Consider the following 22,990-nt stretch of genomic DNA (forward strand, 5'->3'; position numbering starts at 1 on the left):
TTGTCAGAGGCTCCCGCCAGCAAGATCCGCATCGACAAATGGCTGTGGCAGGCGCGTTTCTTCAAGACGCGCTCGCTGTCGGCCAAGGTCGTGTCCGGCGGGAGTTGCAGGGTGAACGGAACCCCGGTGGCCAAACCGGCCTTCATGGTGGCCCCGGGGGATGTTCTGACCTTTTCAAAGGAACGTGAGGTGCGCGTGATCAAGGTGCTCGCCTTGGGCGAACGCCGGGGTCCAGCCCCCGAAGCGCAGGCGTTATACGAGGATTTGTCCCCTCCGGAACCCAAATCGGGGGAGGACGTTCCACCGATCCGCCGCCTTGAAGGCAACGCGCGTCCGACCAAGCGGGACCGCAGGAAACTCGATCTTGATCGTCGCAGGGAGGTTGAATGATTCCGCGCGCTGATCTAGCTAGGCAAAAAAGCCGAGAGTGACCCATGACCTACGTCGTCATCGACAACTGCATCGCCTGCAAATACACCGACTGCGTCGAAGTCTGTCCGGTGGATTGTTTCTACGAAGGCGAGAACGCGCTGGTGATTCACCCCGATGAATGCATCGATTGCGGCGTCTGCGAACCGGAATGCCCCGCCGATGCCATCCGCCCGGACACCGAGCCGGACATGGAAAAATGGGTGGAGTTCAACCGCAAGTACGCCGAACTTTGGCCGGTCATCATCACCAAGAAAGATCCGCTGCCCGAGGCAGAGGAGCGCGACGGCGAGACCGGCAAGCTGGATAAATACTTCTCCGAGGCGCCGGGCGAGGGCGGCTGAGTCGATTCGCCGGAAGGGCGGCAGGGAAACGGTTGGATTTTCGATTAAATATCTGAAATCCAAAGCCTAAACCGTGTTCTTCGACTGTGCTAGGATGCCTATGCATTCTATGCTATACATGTGCTTCACATGATGACTGCACGCGCGGGGCGTATCGCCCGACGGCCTTTCGGGGCATAACCAGACTGTATGACATGAGATGAACGGGAATCCTGTGGTCCCCGCTCGTCTTTTTTGTCGCCTGTCAACTGATGAGTTGCGAGGAACGACTTACATGACCAAGACCAAAAAAGCTGACTTCCGTCCGAATGACTATGTGGTTTACCCGGCGCATGGCGTCGGTCAGATCGTGTCGATCGAAAAGCAAGAGATCGCCGGCATCAGCCTCGAACTCTTCGTGATCTCCTTCGAAAAGGACAAGATGACCCTGCGCGTTCCGACGCACAAGGCCACCGAGGTTGGTATGCGGTCCCTGTCGTCGCCGGACGTTGTTAACGAGGCGATGAAGACGCTGAAGGGCAAGGCCAAGGTCAAGCGCGCGATGTGGTCGCGCCGCGCCCAGGAGTACGAGCAAAAAATCAACTCGGGTGACCTGATTGCCATCGCCGAAGTGGTGCGCGACCTGCACCGCGCCGACGACCAGCGCGAACAGTCCTATTCCGAGCGTCAGCTCTACGAAGCCGCGCTGGAGCGCCTGACCCGCGAAATCGCCGCCGTGTCCGGCGACGAGGCCGCCGCCGCCAAGCAGGTGGACGAAGTGTTGGGCCTGCGTGCGGCCTAAGCGACCCGCGAAACGGAAATGAACTGACCGCGTCCCCCGGGGCGCGGTTTTTTCATGTGTGGATACCGGAAGGGCGGATCGATGATCCGTCAGGCCGCGTCTTGTTTGCCGCGTTCGATCAGGGCGGTGTACAGCTCTGCTTCCAGTTCGCGCTCCAACTCCTTGGAACGGGCGATATAGGCCGCGTTTTCTCCCGGCGGCACCGAAGGATCCCACAACTGCGCCAGTTCCTGGATGGTCTTGCGGTCGTGGTGGTAAAAGGTCTCTTCGGCAATCGCCGCCTCGAACTCACTCATCCCGACGTTCTCCAGCACATAGCGCCCGGCCCTCAGGCTGGAGTCAAACATCTCGCGCACGATGTCATTGGCCCCGGCCTGGTACAGTGCATAGACGTGGGTACGGTCCCGCGCACGGGCAACGATATGGATGTCGGGCCGGATTCGGCGGGCATAGGCCACCAGTTTCGTCGTAGCCTTGGGATCATCCAGCGCCGCCACCAGAACGCGCGCGCTTTCGATCCCGGCGGCATGCAGCAGTTCCGGCCGAGTGGGATCGCCGAAAAAGCCTTTGACCCCGAAACGGCGCATAAGCTGAATTGTCTTGATGTCATGGTCCAGCACCACGGTGCGATGTCCGGCCGAGCGCACAAGCCGATTCACGATCTGGCCAAAGCGGCCGATGCCGGCAATCAGCACCGGGCCTTCTTCGTCGATCGTGTCCTCGGGTTCGGCCCCTTCGGCCACGCGGCTGAAACCCTTGTTGAGATAGTCGAAGAAAAGGAACAACAGCGGAGTGATCAGCATGGTCATGGCGATGACCAACAACATCCGGCCTCCCAGCGCTTCCGGAAAGACATTCTGCTGTTGCCCGAAGGAGACCAGCACAAATCCGAACTCCCCGGCCTGTGCCAATCCAAGCGTGAACAGCCACAGCCCCCGCTTGCGCAGGCCAAAGGCGCGGCCCAGCCCGTAGAGGATCACGCCCTTGATTAGGATCACGGCCAGCGCCAGACCAAGGATGACGAAGGGTTCCGCCAAAAGCGAGTCGATGTCGATGCCTGCTCCGACCGTGATGAAGAACAACCCCAGCAGCAATCCCTTGAAGGGTTCCACGTCCGATTCCAGTTCGTGCCGGAACTCAGAGTTGGCCAGCACCACGCCCGCCAGAAAGGTTCCCAGCGCGGGCGACAGGCCCACCAGCATCATCAGGAACGCGATGCCGATCACGATCAGCAGGGCAACGGCGGTGAACATCTCGGGCAGGCGCGCGGCGTGGATATAGCGGAACAGGGGGCGCGCGCCATAAACCCCGGCCAGAATGATCGCGGCAATCACGCCCAGCGTCACCAGCGCCGCGGCCCAGCCCGGCAGACCCTCGACCAGCGACATGGTGGCGTGATGGGCATCCGCGGCATGGCTGTCACCTTGTTTGGCAAGGAAATCGGCCGGGCTGACGAACAGCGTGACAGACAGAAGCGGAAAAATCACCAGCATCGGGATGACAGCGATGTCCTGCGTCAGCAGAACGGAAAAGGCGGATCGCCCGCCATTGGTCTGCATCAGGTTCTTTTCGTTCAGCGTTTGCAGCACGATGGCGGTCGAGGACAGGGCCAGCGCAAGCCCCACTGCCAGCGCCGTCTGCCATGCCAGCCCCAACGCCAGCCCGCCGGCAAGGATCGCGCTGGTGGTCAGCAGGATCTGTAACCCGCCCAGCCCGATCAGACGGTGCCGCATGTCCCACAGCGCGCGGGGTTCCAGCTCCAGCCCGATGATGAACAGCATCATGACCACGCCGAATTCGGCAAAATGCTGAATGTCAGCGGTGTCCACCACCAGCCCAAGCCCCGGTCCGATGACCAGCCCGGCCAGCAGGTAGCCCAGCACCGAGCCAAGCCCCAGACGCGCCGCAAGTGGCACCGCGATCACCGCGGCAAGCAGAAAGACGGAGCCTTGAAATAGAAACGAGTCCACGGGCGTCTCCGCTGTTTGGCCGATACCCTATATTGTGCCGGGGAGGGCCAAAGTGGCAACAGGTGACATGGATCCGGGGCTTGTTCCTTGCCGAAGTTTTTCGTGGGGCTGTCCGCTATTCCGCCGGCAATAGAGGGGGCTGGGGCCGCGGCAGGCGTGGACGCAGACGTGACCAGCGCGGCGCGGATCTGGCAGGCAGCAGCGCCCGCAGCCGATCCAGCGACATCTCGCCGCTCAGCACGGCGCGGTACAGGGGAAAGACCCCGGCGCGCAGGTAGGGCGACCAGTGACAGATCAACCGGTCCGGCGCTTCGATGGGAAAGCCGGCACTGCGCAGGGCCGCAAGGCTGCGCGAATCATCCAGTTGCAAAGTAACCATCCGCGGCAGGCGCAGGCCGCCGTGCCCCAACATCCGGTCGCCGCGACGTGCGGGTGGGATCAGGCATTCCAGCAGGAAATCATAGAGGTCATTTTCGCGGCTCGTGACGTTCAGCACCTCGGTGTGGCGGCCCGTCTCACCTTCAAGAATGTGACGCGCGGTATCGGCATATTCGGCCGCCGCCAAAAGCACCGCCCGATTGATCGACCCCGGCGCCCCGGCACCGATTGCGGCCAGCGCCACGCGCGCGCCCAGCGAATGCGCGATCAGGTTGACGGGACGTCCGGGCGCAAAGCGGCGGATATCGCGCACCAGCGCGGCCAGCGCCTGTCCTGCGGTCTGCGCCCGCCGGTGGGCCGCCCAGATCGAACCGCGCGCCTTCCAGCCAAAAGAGATCGCCACGCCGGTGCCGCGCTGCCCGTGCAGACCCAGTTGGGACGGCCAGCTGACGATTTTCCAGTCGTCCTTTGCGGGATCGGGCGACATGAGCGAGCCATGAGGGCAGTGGATGGGGTGGCCGGGCAGGTATTTGTACCCATGCACCATGATGGTGACCGGCCCCTTGTCGGCGGCAAGCGCGGCGACAAGCGCGGGTTGCAAGGGAACGTCCCCGCCATGCAGGCGCGGTTCGGAATCTGTAACAGTGATGCGTAGCATTGGCATGGCAGCGTCCCACTACATCTAGTGCGTGGCCCTAAGCCAAGGCTGCGACGTTTCCGTGAAGCTCCGGTTACATTGCCGTGACGCTCTTGCAATGTGTTGTTAACGACTCTATGCCAGCGCTCGTGGCGATTTGTTACCGGATTGCGGGCCACGGGGGGCAGGGACCCTTCATAAACCGCTAAAGAGGTCAGACGGAAGGCTCCTTTCGCTTGACCGCGATCGGGGCTTTTTTGTTGGGAGTGGATCCATGACAACGAACGACAGCCCATCAAGGGCAAAGGCAACCAATCTCGTCCATGGCGGCACCAAGCGCAGCCAGTGGGGAGAAGTCAGCGAAGCGATTTTCCTCACGCAGGGCTTTGTCTATGACACCGCCGAGGCAGCAGAGGCACGCTTTCTCAAGGCTGGCGAAGACGAATTCATCTATGCACGGTACGGCAACCCGACGGTGGCCATGTTCGAAGAGCGCATGGCTTTGCTGGAAGGGGCCGAAGACGGCTTTGCCTGTGCCAGCGGCATGGCGGCGGTCAGCGGCGCGCTGACCTCGATGCTGAAGGCGGGGGATCACGTGGTGTCTGCCCGTGCTCTGTTCGGGTCCTGCCTTTATGTGCTCGAGGATGTTCTGACGCGATTTGGGGTCGAGGTGACCTTTGTCGACGGAGAAGACCTGTCGCAATGGGAGGCCGCGATCCGGCCTGACACCAAGGCGGTGTTTTTCGAAAGCATGTCGAATCCCACGCTGCAACTGGTCGACATCGCCGGGGTTGCGGCGCTTGCGCACAAGGTCGGGGCCACCGTTATCGTGGACAATGTCTTTTCCACTCCGGTCTATTCCAAGGCCATCGAGCAGGGCGCCGATCTGGTTGTTTATTCCACCACGAAACACGTGGACGGACAGGGACGCTGCCTTGGTGGTGTGATCCTCGGCACACGCGAGCATATTCGCGGTGTCGTGGAACCCTACATGAAACATACCGGCGGTTCGATGAGCCCGTTCAACGCCTGGGTGATGCTGAAAGGTCTGGAAACCGTTGGCCTTCGTGTACGCGCCCAGACCGAAGGCGCGGTGGCCGTGGCCGAGGCGCTGACAGATCACCCCAAGATCGCGCGCATGATCTATCCGGGCCATGCCAGCCACCCCCAGCATGCGCTTGCCCAACGCCAGCTTGGCGCGGGGGGAACGCTGGTTTCCTTCGAGATCGCAGGCGGCAAGGAAGCGGCTTTCAGGTTCCTCAACGCATTGGAAATCATCATTATTTCCAATAACCTGGGGGATGCGAAATCCATTGCCACGCATCCGGCGACAACAACCCACCAGCGGTTGAAGCCGGAACAGCGCGCGGCCTTGGGAATCGGTGATGGCATGATTCGCTTGTCCGTTGGAATCGAGGATGCGCAAGACCTCGTGCGGGACATCCAACAGGCGCTGGACGCGGTTTGACCGAAAATCGCCGCCCGCGACTGATCCGGATAGGCTATCCTGTCGTATGAATTAGCGATTGGAATTGCTGCAAACAGTTCCTAGGTTTTGCGCTACAGGATACGCTCGAAAGGGGTGGTGATGAATATCCACACACCGGAACTCGACAAGAAGCCCAGCCAGCAAGAGGCCGCCGAAGCGCTGGCGCTCTTGCGGCGATGGGCGTCGAAGGCTCAGGACGCCGAGATCGAGGCGCTGGACCCAGTGGTCGCGCGGCTCGCACCCGGTGCCGCGCCCGAGTCGTACCCCCTGCTATCCCGCAGCTATCCCGAGGGTTTCACTGTCGACGGTGATTACAAGGCTGGCCTGCCGGATCTGCAAAACGGCCCGTCGTCGTTGATCCGTGGGGCCAACCGGGCGATTCAGCACGTGGGCATCTCGAATTTTCGCCTGCCGATCCGTTACCAGACCCGCGACAGCGGCGACCTGCATCTGGAGACCAGCGTGACCGGCACCGTCAGCCTTGAGGCGGACAAGAAGGGCATCAACATGAGCCGCATCATGCGGTCCTTCTATGCCCACGCGGAAAAAACGTTTAGCTCAAAGGTGATCGAGGCGGCTCTGGATGACTACAAGTCCGATCTCGAAAGCTTTGACGCCCGCATCAACATGCGTTTCTCCTTCCCGATGAAGGTGAACAGCCTCCGCTCGGGGCTGTCGGGATATCAGTATTACGACATCGCGCTGGAGTTGGTCGAAACCGACGGTGTCCGGCGCGAGGTCATGCACCTCGATTACGTCTATTCCTCGACCTGCCCCTGTTCGCTGGAACTTTCGGAACACGCGCGGCGCGAACGTGGCCAATTGGCGACGCCACATTCGCAACGCTCGGTTGCGCGTATCTCGGCCGAGGTCAAGCCGGGCAAGCGGTTGTGGTTTGAGGATCTAATCGACATGTGCCGCCGCGCCGTGCCGACCGAAACGCAGGTAATGGTCAAACGCGAGGATGAGCAGGCCTTTGCCGAGCTGAATGCGGCGAACCCGATCTTCGTCGAAGACGCGGCCCGGCTGTTTGCCGAGCAATTGCAGGCCGATCCGCGGGTTGGCGACTATCGTGTGGTGGCCAGCCATCAGGAAAGCCTGCACAGCCATGATGCGGTTTCGGTGCTGACCGAGGGCGACCTTTTTGCCGCTGAAAGCATCGACCCCAAGCTATTCTCGACGCTCTTCCACGTGGGCTAAAGAATTGGGCGGCACCGCAGGACGGCTGCTGCCCTTTTGATCGACCGCCTGCCGCGGCAGAAATGTCATGTCCCGTTCATGGCTTGGTCACGCCTGATGTGACAAGCTTGCCGAAGGGAGGAAACCGATTTCAGGCATGAAAGGTTTCCGGCGATGACACGCGACAATGTACAGATCGGGATGGGCCACAGGTCCCTGAACGCACGCATAGATGTTTTCCTGACCGAAGTCGGCTTTGGCATGAACCCGGGCCAGTTGCGCCGCGCCCGCCTGCGCCAGATCATCGCTTTGGAAAGCGCCAGTGATGCCGAACTTGCACGGCTTGGCATCGGACGCGACGACATTCTGCCCTTTGTTTTTCGCGATCTTCTGGCCGCCTGACAGGGGGCCGACGGTTTTATAGCAACGGGGCATTGGCACAGATCCCCTTCACGTCATGACGGCGCCTGCTTGACAGTCCGGTTCCGGCGGGCCAACGCTCCATCCCATGTTGGATGTCCGCCCTGTCGCTTACGTGATTGGCCTGCTGGTCGCCTGTCTTGGCGGCTGCATGTTGTTGCCGCTTGTGGTCGATCTGGCCGAGGGGCGGGGTGAATGGCCCGTCTTTCTGGAAAGCGCCGCGATCACCATTCTCGCCGGAGGGCTGACCGCGCTGTCCTGCGCCAATGCGGTCAAAGAGGGGCTGTCGTTGCAGCAGACTTTTTTGCTGACGACGGGCGTTTGGGCGGTGCTGCCGATCTTTGGGGCGTTGCCTTTCATGCTGGGCGCGACGGACGCCAGCCTGACAGATGCCTATTTCGAGGCCATGTCGGGCATGACCACCACCGGATCGACGGTCTTTACCGGTTTGGACGACCTGCCCAAGGGGCTGTTGCTATGGCGCGGGTTGTTGCAATGGCTGGGTGGCATCGGGATCATCGTCGTTGCCATGGTCTTTCTCCCGGAATTGCGGGTTGGCGGGATGCAGATATTTCGCTCCGAGGCCTTTGATACCATGGGCAAGATCCTGCCCCGCGCGACGCAGATTTCGGCCTCGATCTCGTCGATTTACATCACGCTCACGCTGGTCTGTACCATCTGCTATCTTTTGACCGGCATGAATGCCTTTGACGCGACGGTTCACGCCATGACGACGGTCTCGACAGGGGGCTTCGCCAATTACGATGCCTCGTTCGGCACGTTCTCGGGGCCCGCGGAATACGTGGCCTCGGTTTTCATGGTGTTGGCCGCGCTGCCTTTCGTGCGCTACGTCCAGATGGTGGCCGGGGCGCGCTATGTGCTGTTCTCGGACAGTCAGGTGATCGCCTTTGTCGGGATCATCGGCATCCTTGCCGTTGTGACGTCATTTACCTTGCTGTCGATCTTTCCACACCACCCGGAACAGGCGGTGCGCGAGGCGCTGTTCAACATCACGTCGATCATGACCGGCACAGGATATGCCAGCGTCGATTACATGTCCTGGGGGCCGTTCCTGATCGCCATGTTCTTTTTCATCGGGCTGATCGGTGGTTGCGCCGGATCTACCGCCTGTTCGGTCAAGATCTTCCGCTATCAACTGCTGATCGCGTCGATCCGGGTTCAGTTGCGTCGCATCCGCTCGCCGCATGGCGTGTTCGTGCCACGCTATCAGGGGCGTCCGGTCGGGCCGGATGTCATGAGCTCGGTCATGAGCTTCTTCGTTTTCTTCGTGGTGTCGCTTGGGGTGCTGTCGGTCGGGCTGAGCCTGACGGGGCTGGATTTCATCACTTCGGTGTCCGGTGCGGCGACGGCGATTGCCAACATCGGTCCGGGGCTGGGGGACACTATCGGCCCGGCGGGCAATTTTGCCACGCTCAGCGATACCGCCAAATGGATGCTGAGTTTCGCCATGCTTGCCGGACGGCTTGAGCTTTTGGTTGTCTTTGCCCTGTTCACTGTCGGCTTCTGGAGGGCCTGATGCAAAAACCCCTTGGTGCAGAAATCAGCCATGCGCTCAAGGCGCGCGGAGTCGAGGTGATTTTCGGCATTCCCGGTGTCCACAATATCGAGATGTATCGAGGCATCGAAGAGGCCGGCATCACGCATGTGCTGGCGCGCCACGAACAGGGCGCGGGCTTTATGGCCGATGGCTATGCGCGGGCCACCGGGCGGCCCGGCGTCTGCTATCTGATCACAGGGCCGGGCTTCGTCAACGCGATGACGGCGCTGGGGCAGGCCTATTCTGACAGTGTGCCGGTGCTGGCGCTGGCCTCCTGCCTTGACGAAACCTCGGCGCGCCGGGGGCAATTGCATCAGATGCGGGACCAGAAATTGGCGGGGGCGACGGTCTGTGACTGGTCGGAACAAGCCTCGGATCCGGCTGCGGTCTATCGTTTGATCGACCGGGCCTTGGGCGAATTCGCCTCGTCGCGACCACGGCCCAAGGCGCTGCATGTGCCGATCGCGGCGCTGGGGGCGTTGGCCGATCCCGCACCGGCGGTTCCTCCGCGCCCCGAACGCGCCCATCTGACCCATTACCAGATCTACGCCGTGATCGACGCGCTGTCCGAGGCGGAAAAGCCGCTGTTCGTTTTTGGAGGCGGGGCCGTGGCCGGCGCCGCCGATGTACCCGCTCTGTTGCAGCAGACAGGGGCGGCCTGTTTCACGACCTATGCCGGGCGCGGGATCGTTCCTCCCGGCCATCCCTGGTCCTTTGGCAGCTTCCTTGCCCGGCCCGACAGCGCGCGGGTGGCCGCAGAAGCTGACCTTGTGGTCGCCTTGGGCACCGAATTGTCCGAGGTCGACCTCTGGCGCGATGAACTTGGCCACCAAGGGCGCATGATCCGCGTCGATCTGGACCCCGAGGTGCTGTCGGGCCTGCGCGCCGGGGATTTGGGGCTGATCGGTGATGCGGCAGCGCTGATCCGGGCGATGACGATTGCGATACCGGCACGCAATGACGATCGCCCGCCGTGTTGGGACGCTGAGATGGTCGCCGCCACGCGGGCACGCTGGCGGGCCGAGGTCATGGCGGAACGTCCAGGCATCGTCGAAGTGGCCGAGGCGCTACGCGACGTCATGCCTGCCGAGGCGATGATTTATTCCGACATGACCCAGTTCGCCTATGGCGCCAAAGAGATCTGGGACATGCCGCGGGCGGGGCATTGGCACCATCCCTGCGGCTATGGCACCTTGGGCTATGCCTTGCCCGCCGCGATTGGCGGAGCCGTGGCGCGGCCGGGCCTGCCAACCTGCGCGATCCTTGGCGACTATGGTCTGCAATACACGCTGCCCGAATTGGGCACGGCGGTCGAACTGGGGCTGCCGCTGCCGATTCTTGTCTGGGACAATGGTTCGTTGGGAGAGATACGTGACTCGATGGTGGGTGCTCAAATCGCGCCCAATGCCGTGGTTGCCCGCAATCCCGATTTCCTCGCGCTGGCGCGGGCCTATGGGGCCGGGGCGGTGGAACCGGCGAGCCTTGCCGGGCTGCAACGGGCGCTGCTGGAGGCTTTTGAGGCCGACGGGCCGACCTTGATCCGGATGACCCCGGCCTTGATCTGACCGTGGCCCCATGGGCGGCCACGCCATACCGCACCAACAAAAAGGCCGGGCAGGGTGCCCGGCCTTTGCTGTTTCAGGATGCCGCGTCAGCCGATCTCGGCCAGACGGGCCAGCGCTTCTTTCAGCTTGGCCTCTTCGCCTTCGCGGGCGGCAAGGTTTTCCTTGGCCTCCTCGACCACCTCGGCGGGGGCGCTTTCGGCGAACTTGGGATTGTTCAGGCGACCGCGCAGGCCGCCGATTTCCTTGGCCAGTTTGCCCAGCGTCTTTTCAAGCCGGGCCTTTTCCTCACCCACGTCGATGATGTCAGCCAGCGGCAGGCCAAAGGTGGCCTGGCCCACGGGGACGGTGACGCAGCCCTTGGGGAAGTCTTCGACCGTGGTCAGGCCCTCGATCCGCGCCAGCTTGAGGATCAGCGCCTGATTGCGGTCCCAGGCGGCCTGTTCCTCGGGCGTGATGCCCTTGACCAGCATCGGCACATACAGACCGGCCGGAACGTGCATCTGTGACCGGGCCGAACGCACGCCTTCGATCAGCGAGATGACCCAGGACATTTCCGTATCCGCCGAAGGATCGGCCAGATCGGCGGCGGCATAGGTCGGCCAATCGGTGTGGACCAGCATTTCCGACCGCGCGCCCAGCGTGTCCCAGAGCTCTTCGGTGATGAAGGGCATGATCGGGTGCAGCATGATCAGGCATTGGTCCAGCACCCATGCCATTGTGGCGCGGGTTTCATTGACCACCTGACCGTCCTCGGAGCCGAACAGCGGTTTGGAGAATTCCACGTACCAATCGCAGACCTTGCCCCAGACAAAGGCATAAAGCGCGTTTGCCGCGTCGTTGAACCGGTATTCGGTCAGCGCGGCATCAACGGTTTCCCGCACGCGGGCGGTTTCGCCGATGATCCAGCGGTTGACGGTCTGTTCGGCCTTGGGGGCAAAGCCGGGGTCCAGCACCATTTCATGCGCGTCGAAGACATTGTTCATCTCGGCAAAGCGGCAGGCGTTCCACAGCTTGGTGCCAAAGTTGCGATATCCGGCGATACGGTCCACCGACAGTTTCAGCACGCCCCCGATGGAGGCCATCGAAGCATTGGTGAAGCGCAGCGCATCGGCACCGTATTCATCGACGATTTCCAGCGGGTCGATGACGTTGCCGGTGGTCTTGGACATCTTCTTGCCCTTCTCGTCGCGGACGAGCTGGTGCAGATAGACCGTGTGGAAGGGTTTTTCCCCCACGACAGCAAGCTGCATCATGATCATCCGGGCCACCCAGAAGAACAGGATGTCAAAGCCGGTGATCAGCACCGAGGTCGGGAAGAAACGCTTCATCTCGTCGGTGTCGGCAGGCCAGCCCAGCGTGCCGATGGGCCAGAGGCCCGAGCTGAACCATGTGTCCAGCACATCGGATTCACGCCATGTCGGATAGACCAGTTTGGTCGGATCCTGCGTGGCCTCGTACTGTGCCAGCCCTTCGGCGAAGCGCTGAACGGCTGTGGCGCGGTCCGCGACCTCGATCACGCGGGCGTGGTTCAGCGGCGTGGGAAGGCCCGAGAGCACGTCTTCGAACTGCGATTTGACGGCATCGAAGTCATGCGCGGCGTGGTGGTGTTCCTCGCCGATCAAGAGGCGCTGGTCGTCCAGCAATTCGCGCATCTCGACAAGGTCGAGCGCGCCGTCCTGTTCCTGATCGTATTGCTTGCCACGCTTGGCCGAAAGGTCCAGCCCGTACCAGACGGGGATCTGGTGACCCCACCACAGCTGGCGCGAGATGCACCAGGGCTCGATGTTTTCAAGCCAGTGGTAATAGGTCTTTTCGCCGCTTTCCGGCATGATCTTGATGTCGCCATTGCGCACGGCGTCCAGCGCGGGGCCGACGACCTTTTCGGCATCGACGAACCACTGGTCGGTCAGCATCGGTTCGATGACCACCTTGGAGCGGTCCCCGAAAGGCTGCATGATCGGCTTGGCCTCGACCAGCGGGACCTCGGTCACGGGCGGTTCTTCCTCGCCCTTCTTGAGTTTTTTCTTCGGACCAAGGCGCGGGTCATCCGAGGTGGTCATGACGGCCAGCCCCTCGGCGGTGATTTCGGCCACCACCTTTTCACGCGCCTCGAAACGGTCCAGCCCGCGCAGATGGTCGGGGACGAGGTTGATGCTGTCGGCCTCGGCCTCGGTCAGGGTGCGGTCGCCTTCGGCCACCTGCATGGCGATTTCGGCAGCCTCGGCATAGGCATTGCCATCGGTGCGCATATGGCCGCGCATATCCATCAGGCGGTACATCGGAATGCCGCCGCGCTTGGCCACCTGGTAGTCGTTGAAGTCATGCGCGCCGGTGATCTTGACCGCGCCCGAGCCGAAGGTCGGATCGGGGTATTCATCGGTGATGATCGGGATCAGGCGGCGATGTTCCTTCGGGCCGACGGGGATCTCGCAAAGCTTGCCGACGATCGAGGCATAGCGTTCGTCCTTGGGGTGGACGGCCACGGCGCCGTCACCCAGCATTGTTTCGGGGCGCGTGGTGGCGATCGAGATATAGTCGCGCGTTTCGCGCAGGGTGACGTTCCCGTCCTCGTCCTTTTCCACGTATTCATAGGTGGCACCACCCGCCAGCGGGTACTTGAAGTGCCACATGTGGCCGGCAACCTCGATGTTCTCGACTTCGAGGTCGGAAATCGCGGTTTCGAAATGCGGGTCCCAGTTGACCAGCCGCTTGCCGCGGTAGATCAGACCCTTTTCGTACATGTCGACAAAGACCTTGATGACCGCGTCATGGAAGTTGGGCGAGTTTTCGTGGCCCGTGCGCGGGTCGCCCGGCGCGCCCGCCATGGTAAAGGCGTTGCGGTCCCAGTCGCAGGAACAACCCAGCCGCTGAAGCTGGTTGACGATGGTGCCGCCGTACTGGCCTTTCCATTCCCAGACCTTGTCGAGAAACTCCTGCCGCGTCAGGTCTGTCCGGCGCAGGTTGCTTTCGGCCTTGAGCTTTTTCTCGACCTGTAGCTGGGTCGCGATGCCCGCATGGTCCTGACCGGGTTGCCAGAGCGTGTCGAACCCGCGCATCCGGTGCCAGCGGATCAGGATGTCCTGCAACGTGTTGTTGAAGGCATGACCCACGTGCAGCGCGCCCGTCACGTTGGGCGGTGGGATCATGATGGTAAAGCTTTCGTCGCGGCTTTTGTTGGCGCCGGCGCGGAAGGCACCCGTCTTGAGCCATTTCTCGGTCAGGCGGGGTTCGGCCTCGGCGGCGTTGAAGCTTTTTTCCAGGGGCATCGGTCTTGTCCTCGTCGGGTGTTGGCGGAGGGTCTACGCCAAGGGGGCGCGAAGGGGAAGGGGGCCGGAGGGCGGGCTTGCCTTCGGCAAGACGCTCCTGCTGCGCAGATCGCCCCACCCACCGTCCCTTATGGCACCAAGCGCCGGGCTTTGCCGGGACGGATGCCCGAAAGAAAAGGGGGGCGCAAACCGTGTCGGTCCGCTATGCGGACGAAGGGTGAATACGCAGCGACTACGCAGATGGCGGCTTTCCGGCGCGAGCCTCACCGGAAATCTGGGTATGGAACGCGAAGATCAACGTCGGTAAGAAACTTCATGTAGCCGCGCACAGCATCTCTAAACTCAGTTACGTTGCCCAGCTCACGATCCTTGTAAGCGTGAATCGCGTTTCGACGGTTTTGCACAAGTTGAAACATTACTAGATGTGCCTCTGCGAAGAGATTTTTGTGAATGCTGTATCTACGCAGGACCTCGAGTGTTAGCCCGTCAGGCTCCTTGTGGGTATTCTTCTTGTAGTCGTAAGCATTCGCCTTCTTGAGCGCTTCAGTGTCCGTCTGAAAATCCGAATAGTAGACTGAAAAGAAGAGCTTCAGAGTACCTTCAAGTAACGCACCCAGATTAGCCCAAGCCAAGATCAATTCCCCGTCGGTCATTGAGTTTCGATCGATCCAAAAATAGAGCGTTTTTGAAAGTGAAACCTGCCAGTCTAAGCGTGATTTGGAGAGCAATTTGGCCGCATCTTCGGGCGCCCAGCCATGAGCGGAGGCCCAAAAAGCGGATAGTTTAGCATTTAGTGATATAATCCTGTCTACTACTTCAGCAATATTTTCAGACAACGCTTCGGCATCAACATTTCCCATCTTGCGATGACCTCCATAGCAACCGCGTAGTACCTGTAAATCACGCTTCACTCCTCAATGCAGCCATTCAATCGCCGCGCAGCATCGGTGCGTTTGGGCTCGAACCAGACCTCTGCGCGGCGCCTGTTCGAAACGCGGAAGCGCACCAACACCCTGTGCGGATACCCCCAAAGAAAAAAGCCCGCGATGACGGACATCGCGGGCTAAGTCACGAAACCCCAGGGAGGAGGAGAGGGGCCTCGAAACCGAATTCTGGTGCGGCGGTGCCAGGGAGGAGGAGAGGCACCGCCGCTTATGCAAGACCCCAGGGAGGAGGAGAGGGGCCCGACATCTGGTTGAGGCCATCGGGGCCCCGGAATTTGGTGCGGCGACACCAGGGAGGAGGAGAGGTGCCGCCGCTTATGTGAGACCCCAGGGAGGAGGAGAGGGGCCCGACATCTGGTTGGGGCCATCGGGGCCCCGGAATTCTGGTGCGGCGGTGCCAGGGAGGAGGAGAGGCACCGCCGCTTATGCAAGACCCCAGGGAGGAGGAGAGGGGCCCGACATTTCGATGAGGCCACCTTGGCCCCGGAATTTGGTGCGGCGACACCAGGGAGGAGGAGAGGTGCCGCCGCTCTGTCTGCAGGCCGATTTGGGAGGAGAGGCCCGCGGATACAAGGGGTCATCGACCCCGGAATTTGGGACGCCGGCTCCAAGGGAGGAGAGAGAAGCCGGCGTCAGACCAGACGGGACTGGGAGGAGAAGCGTCCCGCCTGAAAACTCAGTTCTCGTTCGCGGCCTGCCATGCGATGCGAGAGATCTCGCTGCGGGCCAGGCCAAGGTCGGCCAGATCGCGGTTGCTCAGAGCCGCCAGCTCTGCGTAGGTCTGCTTGTAGACCTTGCGGCGGGCGTGGCGTGCCTGGAGCATCTCGACAAAGCCGGCAAAACGTGCGCCGAAACCGCTGTGGGCTTTGGAAGAAATCGCCGTTGCATGTGCCATTGTTCAGTGCCTCAGTAAAAGCTGTGTTCGTTTGGTTGCGCTAAAGATGGTCGAAATGCTGCGGGTGCACAATGGCCGGAGAGGCAATGCCGCTATGCAGAAAGTGCATGGGGAATTTGTTCAATTCTTGGGGGTTACGCCCGATCTTTGGGCAATCGCGCGACCGTGGGTTGCGCTAACGCGAGGTCAGCGCCACTGATGGGGCGCGCGTCAGAAGGAAGAGGCATGTCAGATAAAACAAACGTGATCGAGGCGGCGCTGGAGAGAGTCGAACTGCCCGACGGTGGAAACCTGATTTCCAGAGATATGATTCGAGCTTTGCGGGTCGACGAGGGTGTCGTGCGCTTTGTGATCGAGGCACCCAGCGCCGAACTGGCCCGCCAGATGGAGCCGTTGCGCCAGATGGCGCAACGCGCGGTCGAGGCGGTGCCCGGTGTCACCTCGGCGAGCGTGGTGCTGAGCGCCCCGACGGCCGCCAAGGCGCCGCCGCAGTTGAAAATGGGGGGGCACCCGAAACCGCAGGAGGGCGTGATGAAGCCCGCAGGCGTCAAGACGATCCTTGCCGTGGGATCGGGAAAGGGCGGCGTGGGCAAATCGACCGTATCCGCCAACCTTGCCGTGGCGCTGGCGCGGGCCGGAAAATCGGTGGGGCTGCTGGATGCGGATATTCATGGCCCCTCGCAGCCGCGCATGTTCGGCTTGACGGACAGACCCGCCAGCCCGGACGGCAAGACGATCATCCCGCTCACGGCGCATGGCGTCACGGTGATGTCGATCGGGTCGATGCTGGCCGAGGACAAGGCGGTGGTCTGGCGCGGTCCGATGTTGATGGGGGCCTTGCAGCAGATGCTGATGCAGGTCGACTGGGGCACCAAGGACGTGTTGATCGTCGATCTGCCGCCGGGCACGGGCGATGTGCAACTGTCTCTGGCCCAGAAATCCGAAGTGGCGGGTGCGATCGTGGTCTCGACCCCGCAGGACGTGGCGCTGATCGACGCGCGCAAGGCGCTGGACGCTTTTGCGACACTGAAAGTGCCGGTGCTGGGGCTGATCGAGAACATGGCGGTTTTCACCTGCCCGCATTGCGGCAAGGACAGCCATATCTTCGGGCACGGCGGCGTGGTGTCCGAGGCGGAGAAGATCGGGGTGCCCTTGCTGGCACAGTTGCCGATCGACCTTGATACCCGGCTGGGCGGTGACGGGGGCATGCCGGTGGCTCTGGGCGACAGCGCCATGGCCACGGCCTATGCTCAGTTGGCGGATCGATTGATCAAAGGCGGGATCGTCTGAGGTAAATGCGGCTGCGCCTTCGGCGCGTTTGAGTATTTGGGCCAAGAAGAAGCAGGGGCCTGCGCTGCCGGAGGCGTGTTGGGCGCATATATATGTGTCGTTCGGCGCAACGGTGGCGCGGGGCGGGCCCGGCAAAAGGCGTGCCTGGGAAGGAGCGTGCCCGGGGCCTTACAGGGCCTTTTGCAGTTGCAGGAAAAGATCTGTGACGAGGGCGCCCGCGTCGATATTGACGGCGCGGGCGTGGCGGGCGCGGTCACCTGCTTCTTGAGAGATCTCGGCCCAGCGGCGGCCAGACGCCGGATCGGGCGCGAGGCGGGAAAGGATTTCCGCCTCGCCTTGCAGGACTTCGGGCGGCGGCGTTCCGGTTACGCCTGCGCGGGCCAGCCGCGCGGCGATCTGGTCGGTCAGGGTCAGCAATAGGTCCAGCCGCGCTTCTTTGCCCTTGCCGGCGCAACTGTCGGAAAGCGCCAGCAGGCCGGCGCGGTCGAGCGCGGGCATGCTGCCCAGAAGGCGCAGGAGGTTGCCATACAAGGTCAGCCCGTCCAGTGTCAGCAATCGCATCGCCGCGCCCACGGACCCTTCGGCCAGGGTGGTCAGCGGTGCGATCTGATCCTCGGCCACATCCGCCCCGGCCTGAGAGAGGGCCTGTGCCATGTCTGAAGCCCCAAGCGGTGCAAGCCGCAGCGTCCGGCACCGGGAGCGGATCGTGGGCAGGAGGCGCGCAGGTTGGTGGCTGAGCAGCAGCAGAGTGGCATTGGCGGGCGGCTCTTCCAGCATTTTCAACAGTGCGTTGGCGGCGGGGGTATTCAACTCGTCCGCGCTGTCGACGATGACGACCCGGCGGCCTCCGTCGGCAGAGCTGAGGCCAAAGAAGCTGTGCAGCTTGCGGATTTCATCGACGCGGATCACGTCGGAGAAACGCCCGTCTTTCAGGGCTTTCTCACGCTCGCTGTCCGAACTGCCGGCGCCGCCCCGACGCAGCAGGAAAAGACCCGGTTCGGAAAGGGCCCGCATGCGGTGCGCAACGGGGTGGTCCGGGTCGATGTGCAATGTGTCGGGGGGCGGAGGGGCACCGATCAGCCCGTCCTGATCTGTCGGCGGGGTGGCCAGAAGAAAGCGGGCGATTTGCCAGGCAAGCGTGGCCTTGCCCAGCCCGCGCGGACCGGTCAACAGCCAACCATGGTGCAGGCGGCCAGAGTTATAGGCGGTGAGGAAGGCTTGCTCGGCCTTGTCCTGGCCGATGACGCGCGGGGTCTCGCGCGGATGCGGCGCACCGTCGAGCCGGTCCGGTTCTGGCAGGTCGACAGGGTCGTTCATGCAGGCGCCTTAGGCAGATGAGGTGCAATGACGGCGCGAATGTCGGCGGCCACGGCATCGATATCGCGATTGCCGTCAATCACCCGGAAGCGCTCGGGATCTTCATGCGCCAGAGCGAGGAAGCCGTCGCGCATCTGTTGTTGGAGCGACAAGCCGAAATCCTCGAACCGTTCTTCGGCGGTGGCGCGCGCCTTGGCCCGCGACAGCCCGGCCTCGGCCGGCATGTCGACCAGCAGCGTCAGGTCCGGTTCGACCCCGATCATCAGTCTGTGCAGGGCGTCCACCTTGGCCCGCAGGCCGCCGCGTCCTTGATACATCCGGGTGCTGTCAGCGAAACGGTCACAGATGACAATACGGCCAGCTTCCAAGGCGGGCAGGATCACCCGTTCAAGATGGTCGCGGCGTGCGGCGGTGAACAACAGAAGTTCGGTTTCCGCCGACCAGCGATCCGGGTCGCCTTGCAGGACAAGCGCGCGGATCTCCTCGGCCCCCGGGCTGCCGCCCGGTTCCCGGGTCAGCACCGGATCCAGCCCCTTGGCGCGCAGGCTGTCGCACAGGCCGCGCGCCTGTGTGGATTTGCCGGACCCGTCGATGCCTTCGAAACTGATGAACAGGCCGGGCCAGGGGCGGTGTGTCGTCGTCACATGGCCTCCTCGGCGTCCTCGGCAAAACGTTTGATCAGCAGGCTGCTGACCGTCATCATCCGATCAAGGAAACCGCCGGCGTCCACCTTTTCGGCGGCGAACAGAGGGACGCGGGTTTCCGGCAGGCCATCGGGCTGGATGATGAGTTCCGCCAGCTTTTGCCCCTTGGACACCGGGGCCTGAATCGGGCCGGTATAGACAACTTCGGCTTTGATACCCTCGGCGCTCATGGTGGGCAGCAGCAGCGTCACGTCCTTGTCAGAAACAAGATCAACATGTTCGGCAGATCCCATCCAGACCTCGGCCCTGGCAATGCTGGCGCCCTTTGTCACCACGGTCTGTTCCGCGAACTGGCGGAAGGCCCAGTTGACGATGGCCTCGGATTCCTCGGCGCGGGCGCGGGTGCTGTCCAGTCCGGTGATCGCAAAGACAACGCGGCGCTCGCCGTTCTTGGCCGATCCGACCAGCCCATAGCCTGCCTCGGCGGTGTGACCGGTCTTGAGACCGTCAGCCCCGTTCACCAGACCCAAAAGCGGGTTGCGGTTGTTCACGTTCGACGGCGCGCGCCCGTCGAATTCGAATTTGCGCTCTGAGAACATCGGGTAGAATTCCGGGAAATCACCGATGATCCGCGTGGCCAGCAGCGTCAGGTCGCGCATGGACATGACATGGCCCTGCGCGGGCCAGCCTGAGGCGTTCTTGAACGTCGAAGAGGTCATGCCAAGCTGCTGCGCGCGCTGCGTCATCAGGCGGGCAAAACCTGCTTCGGTGCCATCTGGGCTGAGCGCTTCGGCCAGAACGACGCAGGCGTCGTTGCCGGACAGGACGATCACGCCGCGCAGCAGATCCTCGACCTTGACGCGGTCGGTGGTGTCCAGAAACATCGTCGACCCGCCAAAAGACATGGCGTGGGCCGACACCGGCAGCCGTTCATCCAGTTGCAGGCGACCGTCGCGAATGGCCTCGAAAGCGATGTACAGCGTCATGAGCTTGGACATCGACGCGGGCGGCAGCGCAAGGTCGGCGTCCTTGGCCAACAGCACGGTTCCGGTGGTTTGATCCATCACGAAGGCGGCCCGGGCGCGGGTGTCGAACGCCATGGCGGCGCTGGAAAGGGTCAAGGCCAGCGCAGTGCCGGTCACAAGGCTGCGGAACATCAGGCTCATCTATTTCCTCCGAGTCGCGGATGGGGATCGACACAGGGCAGTTATCGCCCAAGCCGGACCGGCTGTCATCCCGATGGGCAGTCCCGCGCGCAGCGGACCGCCGATTCAGGGGGACGCCACGCCGGGCGCAGATCCATCAGGTCAGTCCGTAACTGCGTAAGCGTCGGTGAAGCCGGTCTTTTTGATCGTCTGGATCAGGGTGGCCAGTTCATCCTTGGACTGTGCCGGGCCGACAACCACACGCCAGAAGGTCTTGCCCTTCGAGGTGAAGGTCTTGACCGTCGGCACCATGCCGGCCTGCCGCATGGCAGTGGCGGTGTTCTTGGCGTTCTGCTCGACGCTGAAAATGCCGATCTGGATAAAGGGTTTCGCCAGCTTCGATGTGCTTGCCACAGCGGCGGGTTTGGGTGCCGGCGCAACCGGGCGCGCCTTGGGCGGAGTGGGGGCGGATCCGTCGATGGCCGCGGCAGCACCGCCGATCACCGGATCCAGCGGCATAGCGTCCACGCCCGGAGCCGCGGGAACGGCCCCCGCGGCAGGGGCGGCGGCCAACAGCGGATCATCCAGCGGTGCCTCAGGGTCCGCCTGCGGTTCGGGCGCTTCCTCGCGGCGCAGGGCCACCACGTCAAGGTTGGTCGGTTGTCCCGCCAGCATGCCCAGTGCGGCAGCTGCGTCAGACGACACCTGAAGCCGGGGGCCGGGCGTTTCGCGTTCCTTGCGGAACAGCGCTCCGATCACGAACTTGCCGTTCTGCTGGTTGCGGATGATGACCCGCTCGGGGTCCTTGGCGTCGGGATGCGCGACCCAGACGCCGCCCAGCGAGGGGCGGCCATCCCAGAGACCGGCTTCTTTCGCCTCAAAGATCTCGGGCGCTTCGACGTCACGCGGGGTGCCGCGCGGCTCGGCGGTACTGGCGCGGGCGACCACGTCACCGTCGCCGCCGTCCTTGGATTTCAGAAAGCCCGGCATCTGACCATCGGCGCAGGCTGCGACCAGAAAAAGAGCCGTGCCTGCGGTGGACAGACGAAGAGTCCGGGAAAGATTGGATAGGATGCCGCTCATGTCTTGCCTCTTGCCCTTGTGGTGCCGCGGGGTTTCCCGGGCGAGCGCCGGGTTTTCCCGGTCGCACACTGCCTTGACGGGCTCTGACGGCCCTGTTTGGCACAAGGATAACTTGTCAAGGCCCACATGGAAAGCCTGCAAAATTCGGCTGCGCGGATTTTCGGCTAGGTGCTTTCAGAATCGGGAAACACCGATTATCGCTGTCCGGACCGGAGGTTTGGCAGAGTGGTCGAATGCGGCGGTCTTGAAAACCGTTGGGCGTGAGAGCGTCCCCAGGGTTCGAATCCCTGAGCCTCCGCCATGATCGTCAAGCAAATAGGCGATTTTTACTGGATCTTTTTGAACGAAGAAAGCCGCAGATACACTTGCAGATACACTTCGTGTTTAGCGTTTTGGCTTAGGTAGGTTAAGCTGTATCGCCCATACAGTTGCTCTCTTCGTGTTGATTAACTGGGGTTCCTGCCGGATCCAGCTTCGATCTATGATACTCTGCATCCGCTCAGGTGACTCGAATGGCTCTGCCCCTCATCGCGGAGGAAAATCGATTTGACTGACAAGCCGCAGACAACAAGCTGGGGCTGGGAGCCCCTCATTGAAACCGCGTTCTGGGACGATGTGGATGAATGGTGGCGAGACCATCTGCGACTTGCCCCGGATGACAAGGCGCCACTCCTTGCATTGCTGCGCAGGCTGGAGGAGATCGTACCGACGGTTCGCGTCGAGAACGGCGAAGAGGCTAATGTCCGGCTTATCCGGCAATCTGACTCAGCAGGCCATTGGAAACATCGGGAGCACTTGCGGGGCGCGGCTATTATCCTTGAACTTGGAGAGCTGGCAGCCGCCGCAGAAGGGCCCCCGCCGATTGCCAGTGTCGGCTGGGCGGAGCATCGGGAGGAAGTGGAAGCATGCCTTGGCGACCTCATTGTGTGGCCCGAGGTTACAGCGGGAGTCGACGAGTTGTCACGCCGCGCGCATGTCGACGCCGCACTGGAGTTGTTGGAGAGCCTCGATTTCACGACGTCTTTGGTGACGGAGCAAATGGACACGGAAGAAGACCGCACATGGCTCTCTGAGATCATTGCCGAGGTCGCCTTTGCAAGCTTCACAGCCGGACGCCATGTTCAAGCCGCCTGGGGCAAAGAGCTTGAACAGTTTGTGCCAACCGGTCGAAAGGTTCGGCAGGCCCAAACGCGCGGTGGCGATGCGCGCAGGGGGCAGACGAAAGAGCAGTCCCAAGCTGTTCTGAAGGAAATACAGCGCCTTGTTTCCGAAGGGCACCCGGCGAAACGTGCTGCTGAACTCGCCGCGCAAAAAGGGATCGGCACCTCCGCCAGCGCCAATAGACAGTTGCACTATAGGGACCAAAAACGGCGAAGAAGCGGGCCGGGAACAGCTTGAGGACGGCCATCGGCAGCCTTCCGCGAATCTGTTGCAATCGTCGATCCGGAGGCGGCCTCTGACGCGACGCAATGAGGCCCGCTCCCCGAAGGACTCATTGCCTCTCCCCGCACCTGTCCTTCATTCGAAGCAGCCGCGAGGCTGCGGCGCTGGGCGAGAAGCATTACATCAGCGTTTAGCGCGCCATTGTATTGCTTGCGGATGGCGGCCTGATCGTCCGTCCTCAAATTGAGGAAATACCCACGGCGGGCCTCCTGT

The 22,990-nt window shown here is 62.5% G+C and carries 19 protein-coding genes and 1 tRNA gene; 11 read left to right on the forward strand and 9 right to left on the reverse strand.

The window, feature by feature from the left end:
* From KJP30_RS21550 to KJP30_RS21560, 3 genes are all read left to right on the forward strand, one after another.
* On the forward strand, positions 1–390 hold the full coding sequence (locus tag KJP30_RS21550; protein ID WP_218451445.1) for an RNA-binding S4 domain-containing protein: 390 nt from the start codon (positions 1–3) through the stop codon (positions 388–390).
* 44 nt (positions 391–434) lie between these two features.
* Positions 435–773 carry a ferredoxin FdxA gene (fdxA, locus tag KJP30_RS21555; protein ID WP_218451446.1) on the forward strand — a complete coding sequence of 113 codons (339 nt, stop codon included), beginning with the start codon at positions 435–437 and terminating at the stop codon, positions 771–773.
* A 274-nt stretch (positions 774–1,047) separates the two neighbouring features.
* On the forward strand, positions 1,048–1,554 hold the full coding sequence (locus tag KJP30_RS21560; protein WP_218451447.1) for a CarD family transcriptional regulator: 507 nt from the start codon (positions 1,048–1,050) through the stop codon (positions 1,552–1,554).
* Between the two features lie 89 nt (positions 1,555–1,643).
* Here the strand turns inward: KJP30_RS21560 and KJP30_RS21565 are convergent, their stop codons facing one another.
* The gene (locus KJP30_RS21565; RefSeq protein ID WP_218451448.1) at positions 1,644–3,524 is read right to left on the reverse strand and encodes a monovalent cation:proton antiporter-2 (CPA2) family protein; all 1,881 of its coding nucleotides are present in this window, start codon (positions 3,522–3,524) and stop codon (positions 1,644–1,646) included.
* 115 nt (positions 3,525–3,639) lie between these two features.
* Positions 3,640–4,566, reverse strand: a complete 927-nt coding sequence (locus KJP30_RS21570) for an alpha/beta hydrolase (protein ID WP_218451449.1) — start codon at positions 4,564–4,566, stop codon at positions 3,640–3,642.
* Between the two features lie 247 nt (positions 4,567–4,813).
* On the opposite strand from KJP30_RS21570, the gene metZ reads away from it, so the two are divergent.
* From metZ to KJP30_RS21595, 5 genes are all read left to right on the forward strand, one after another.
* Positions 4,814–6,007, forward strand: coding sequence for an O-succinylhomoserine sulfhydrylase (metZ, locus tag KJP30_RS21575; protein WP_218451450.1), 1,194 nt, complete (start codon positions 4,814–4,816; stop codon positions 6,005–6,007).
* A gap of 120 nt (positions 6,008–6,127) precedes the next feature.
* Complete coding sequence (gene folE2, locus KJP30_RS21580; protein ID WP_218451451.1) at positions 6,128–7,228, forward strand: GTP cyclohydrolase FolE2; 1,101 nt, start codon at positions 6,128–6,130, stop codon at positions 7,226–7,228.
* Positions 7,229–7,381: 153 nt separating this feature from the next.
* Positions 7,382–7,609 carry a hypothetical protein gene (locus tag KJP30_RS21585; RefSeq protein WP_218451452.1) on the forward strand — a complete coding sequence of 76 codons (228 nt, stop codon included), beginning with the start codon at positions 7,382–7,384 and terminating at the stop codon, positions 7,607–7,609.
* A 106-nt stretch (positions 7,610–7,715) separates the two neighbouring features.
* Positions 7,716–9,164: a TrkH family potassium uptake protein gene (locus KJP30_RS21590; protein WP_218451453.1), complete on the forward strand. Its 1,449-nt coding sequence runs from the start codon at positions 7,716–7,718 to the stop codon at positions 9,162–9,164.
* Complete coding sequence (locus KJP30_RS21595) at positions 9,164–10,750, forward strand: thiamine pyrophosphate-binding protein (RefSeq protein WP_218451454.1); 1,587 nt, start codon at positions 9,164–9,166, stop codon at positions 10,748–10,750. The genes KJP30_RS21590 and KJP30_RS21595 overlap by 1 nt, the downstream gene beginning before the upstream one ends.
* 86 nt (positions 10,751–10,836) lie before the next feature.
* Here KJP30_RS21595 and KJP30_RS21600 read toward each other — a convergent pair whose 3' ends face one another.
* The 3 genes from KJP30_RS21600 to KJP30_RS21610 form a co-directional block, all read right to left on the reverse strand.
* Positions 10,837–14,016, reverse strand: coding sequence for a valine--tRNA ligase (locus KJP30_RS21600; protein ID WP_218451455.1), 3,180 nt, complete (start codon positions 14,014–14,016; stop codon positions 10,837–10,839).
* Between the two features lie 263 nt (positions 14,017–14,279).
* Complete coding sequence (locus KJP30_RS21605) at positions 14,280–14,876, reverse strand: hypothetical protein (RefSeq protein ID WP_218451456.1); 597 nt, start codon at positions 14,874–14,876, stop codon at positions 14,280–14,282.
* Between the two features lie 760 nt (positions 14,877–15,636).
* Positions 15,637–15,855, reverse strand: coding sequence for a DUF1127 domain-containing protein (locus KJP30_RS21610; RefSeq protein ID WP_218451457.1), 219 nt, complete (start codon positions 15,853–15,855; stop codon positions 15,637–15,639).
* Between the two features lie 225 nt (positions 15,856–16,080).
* Here KJP30_RS21610 and KJP30_RS21615 point away from each other — a divergent pair, with 225 nt between their 5' ends.
* Positions 16,081–17,145, forward strand: a complete 1,065-nt coding sequence (locus KJP30_RS21615) for an Mrp/NBP35 family ATP-binding protein (RefSeq protein ID WP_218451458.1) — start codon at positions 16,081–16,083, stop codon at positions 17,143–17,145.
* Between the two features lie 168 nt (positions 17,146–17,313).
* Here KJP30_RS21615 and KJP30_RS21620 read toward each other — a convergent pair whose 3' ends face one another.
* The 4 genes from KJP30_RS21620 to KJP30_RS21635 all read right to left on the reverse strand — a co-directional run bounded on the left by KJP30_RS21620 (position 17,314) and on the right by KJP30_RS21635 (position 21,334).
* A complete protein-coding gene (locus KJP30_RS21620; protein ID WP_218451459.1) occupies positions 17,314–18,462 on the reverse strand; it encodes a DNA polymerase III subunit delta' in 1,149 nt (382 codons plus the stop codon).
* A complete protein-coding gene (gene tmk, locus KJP30_RS21625; RefSeq protein ID WP_218451460.1) occupies positions 18,459–19,106 on the reverse strand; it encodes a dTMP kinase in 648 nt (215 codons plus the stop codon). Before tmk ends, KJP30_RS21620 begins: the two co-directional genes overlap by 4 nt.
* Positions 19,103–20,263, reverse strand: coding sequence for a D-alanyl-D-alanine carboxypeptidase family protein (locus tag KJP30_RS21630; protein WP_224874492.1), 1,161 nt, complete (start codon positions 20,261–20,263; stop codon positions 19,103–19,105). The genes tmk and KJP30_RS21630 overlap by 4 nt, the downstream gene beginning before the upstream one ends.
* 150 nt (positions 20,264–20,413) lie before the next feature.
* Positions 20,414–21,334 carry an SPOR domain-containing protein gene (locus KJP30_RS21635; protein ID WP_218451462.1) on the reverse strand — a complete coding sequence of 307 codons (921 nt, stop codon included), beginning with the start codon at positions 21,332–21,334 and terminating at the stop codon, positions 20,414–20,416.
* A 211-nt stretch (positions 21,335–21,545) separates the two neighbouring features.
* Here KJP30_RS21635 and KJP30_RS21640 point away from each other — a divergent pair.
* Positions 21,546–21,635, forward strand: a tRNA-Ser gene (locus KJP30_RS21640).
* Between the two features lie 245 nt (positions 21,636–21,880).
* Entirely contained in the window at positions 21,881–22,732 is an 852-nt protein-coding gene (locus KJP30_RS21645; protein WP_218451463.1) for a hypothetical protein, read from the forward strand.
* Positions 22,733–22,990: the final 258 nt, after the last annotated feature.

Origin of the sequence: Antarctobacter sediminis (genome assembly GCF_019218285.1) — a bacterium.
Lineage (GTDB): Bacteria > Pseudomonadota > Alphaproteobacteria > Rhodobacterales > Rhodobacteraceae > Antarctobacter > Antarctobacter sediminis.

Excerpts from the sequence above, each read along its gene's own strand:
- KJP30_RS21610 (WP_218451457.1), bottom strand. The coding sequence starts at position 15,855 with ATGGCACATGCAACGGCGATTTCTTCCAAAGCCCACAGCGGTTTCGGC.
- KJP30_RS21605 (WP_218451456.1), bottom strand. The coding sequence starts at position 14,876 with ATGGGAAATGTTGATGCCGAAGCGTTGTCTGAAAATATTGCTGAAGTA.
- KJP30_RS21595 (WP_218451454.1), top strand. The coding sequence starts at position 9,164 with ATGCAAAAACCCCTTGGTGCAGAAATCAGCCATGCGCTCAAGGCGCGC.
- KJP30_RS21590 (WP_218451453.1), top strand. The coding sequence starts at position 7,716 with ATGTTGGATGTCCGCCCTGTCGCTTACGTGATTGGCCTGCTGGTCGCC.
- fdxA (WP_218451446.1), top strand. The coding sequence starts at position 435 with ATGACCTACGTCGTCATCGACAACTGCATCGCCTGCAAATACACCGAC.
- KJP30_RS21615 (WP_218451458.1), top strand. The coding sequence starts at position 16,081 with ATGTCAGATAAAACAAACGTGATCGAGGCGGCGCTGGAGAGAGTCGAA.
- folE2 (WP_218451451.1), top strand. The coding sequence starts at position 6,128 with ATGAATATCCACACACCGGAACTCGACAAGAAGCCCAGCCAGCAAGAG.
- KJP30_RS21560 (WP_218451447.1), top strand. The coding sequence starts at position 1,048 with ATGACCAAGACCAAAAAAGCTGACTTCCGTCCGAATGACTATGTGGTT.
- KJP30_RS21635 (WP_218451462.1), bottom strand. The coding sequence starts at position 21,334 with ATGAGCGGCATCCTATCCAATCTTTCCCGGACTCTTCGTCTGTCCACC.
- KJP30_RS21570 (WP_218451449.1), bottom strand. The coding sequence starts at position 4,566 with ATGCCAATGCTACGCATCACTGTTACAGATTCCGAACCGCGCCTGCAT.
- KJP30_RS21600 (WP_218451455.1), bottom strand. The coding sequence starts at position 14,016 with ATGCCCCTGGAAAAAAGCTTCAACGCCGCCGAGGCCGAACCCCGCCTG.
- KJP30_RS21620 (WP_218451459.1), bottom strand. The coding sequence starts at position 18,462 with ATGAACGACCCTGTCGACCTGCCAGAACCGGACCGGCTCGACGGTGCG.
- KJP30_RS21585 (WP_218451452.1), top strand. The coding sequence starts at position 7,382 with ATGACACGCGACAATGTACAGATCGGGATGGGCCACAGGTCCCTGAAC.
- metZ (WP_218451450.1), top strand. The coding sequence starts at position 4,814 with ATGACAACGAACGACAGCCCATCAAGGGCAAAGGCAACCAATCTCGTC.
- KJP30_RS21630 (WP_224874492.1), bottom strand. The coding sequence starts at position 20,263 with ATGTTCCGCAGCCTTGTGACCGGCACTGCGCTGGCCTTGACCCTTTCC.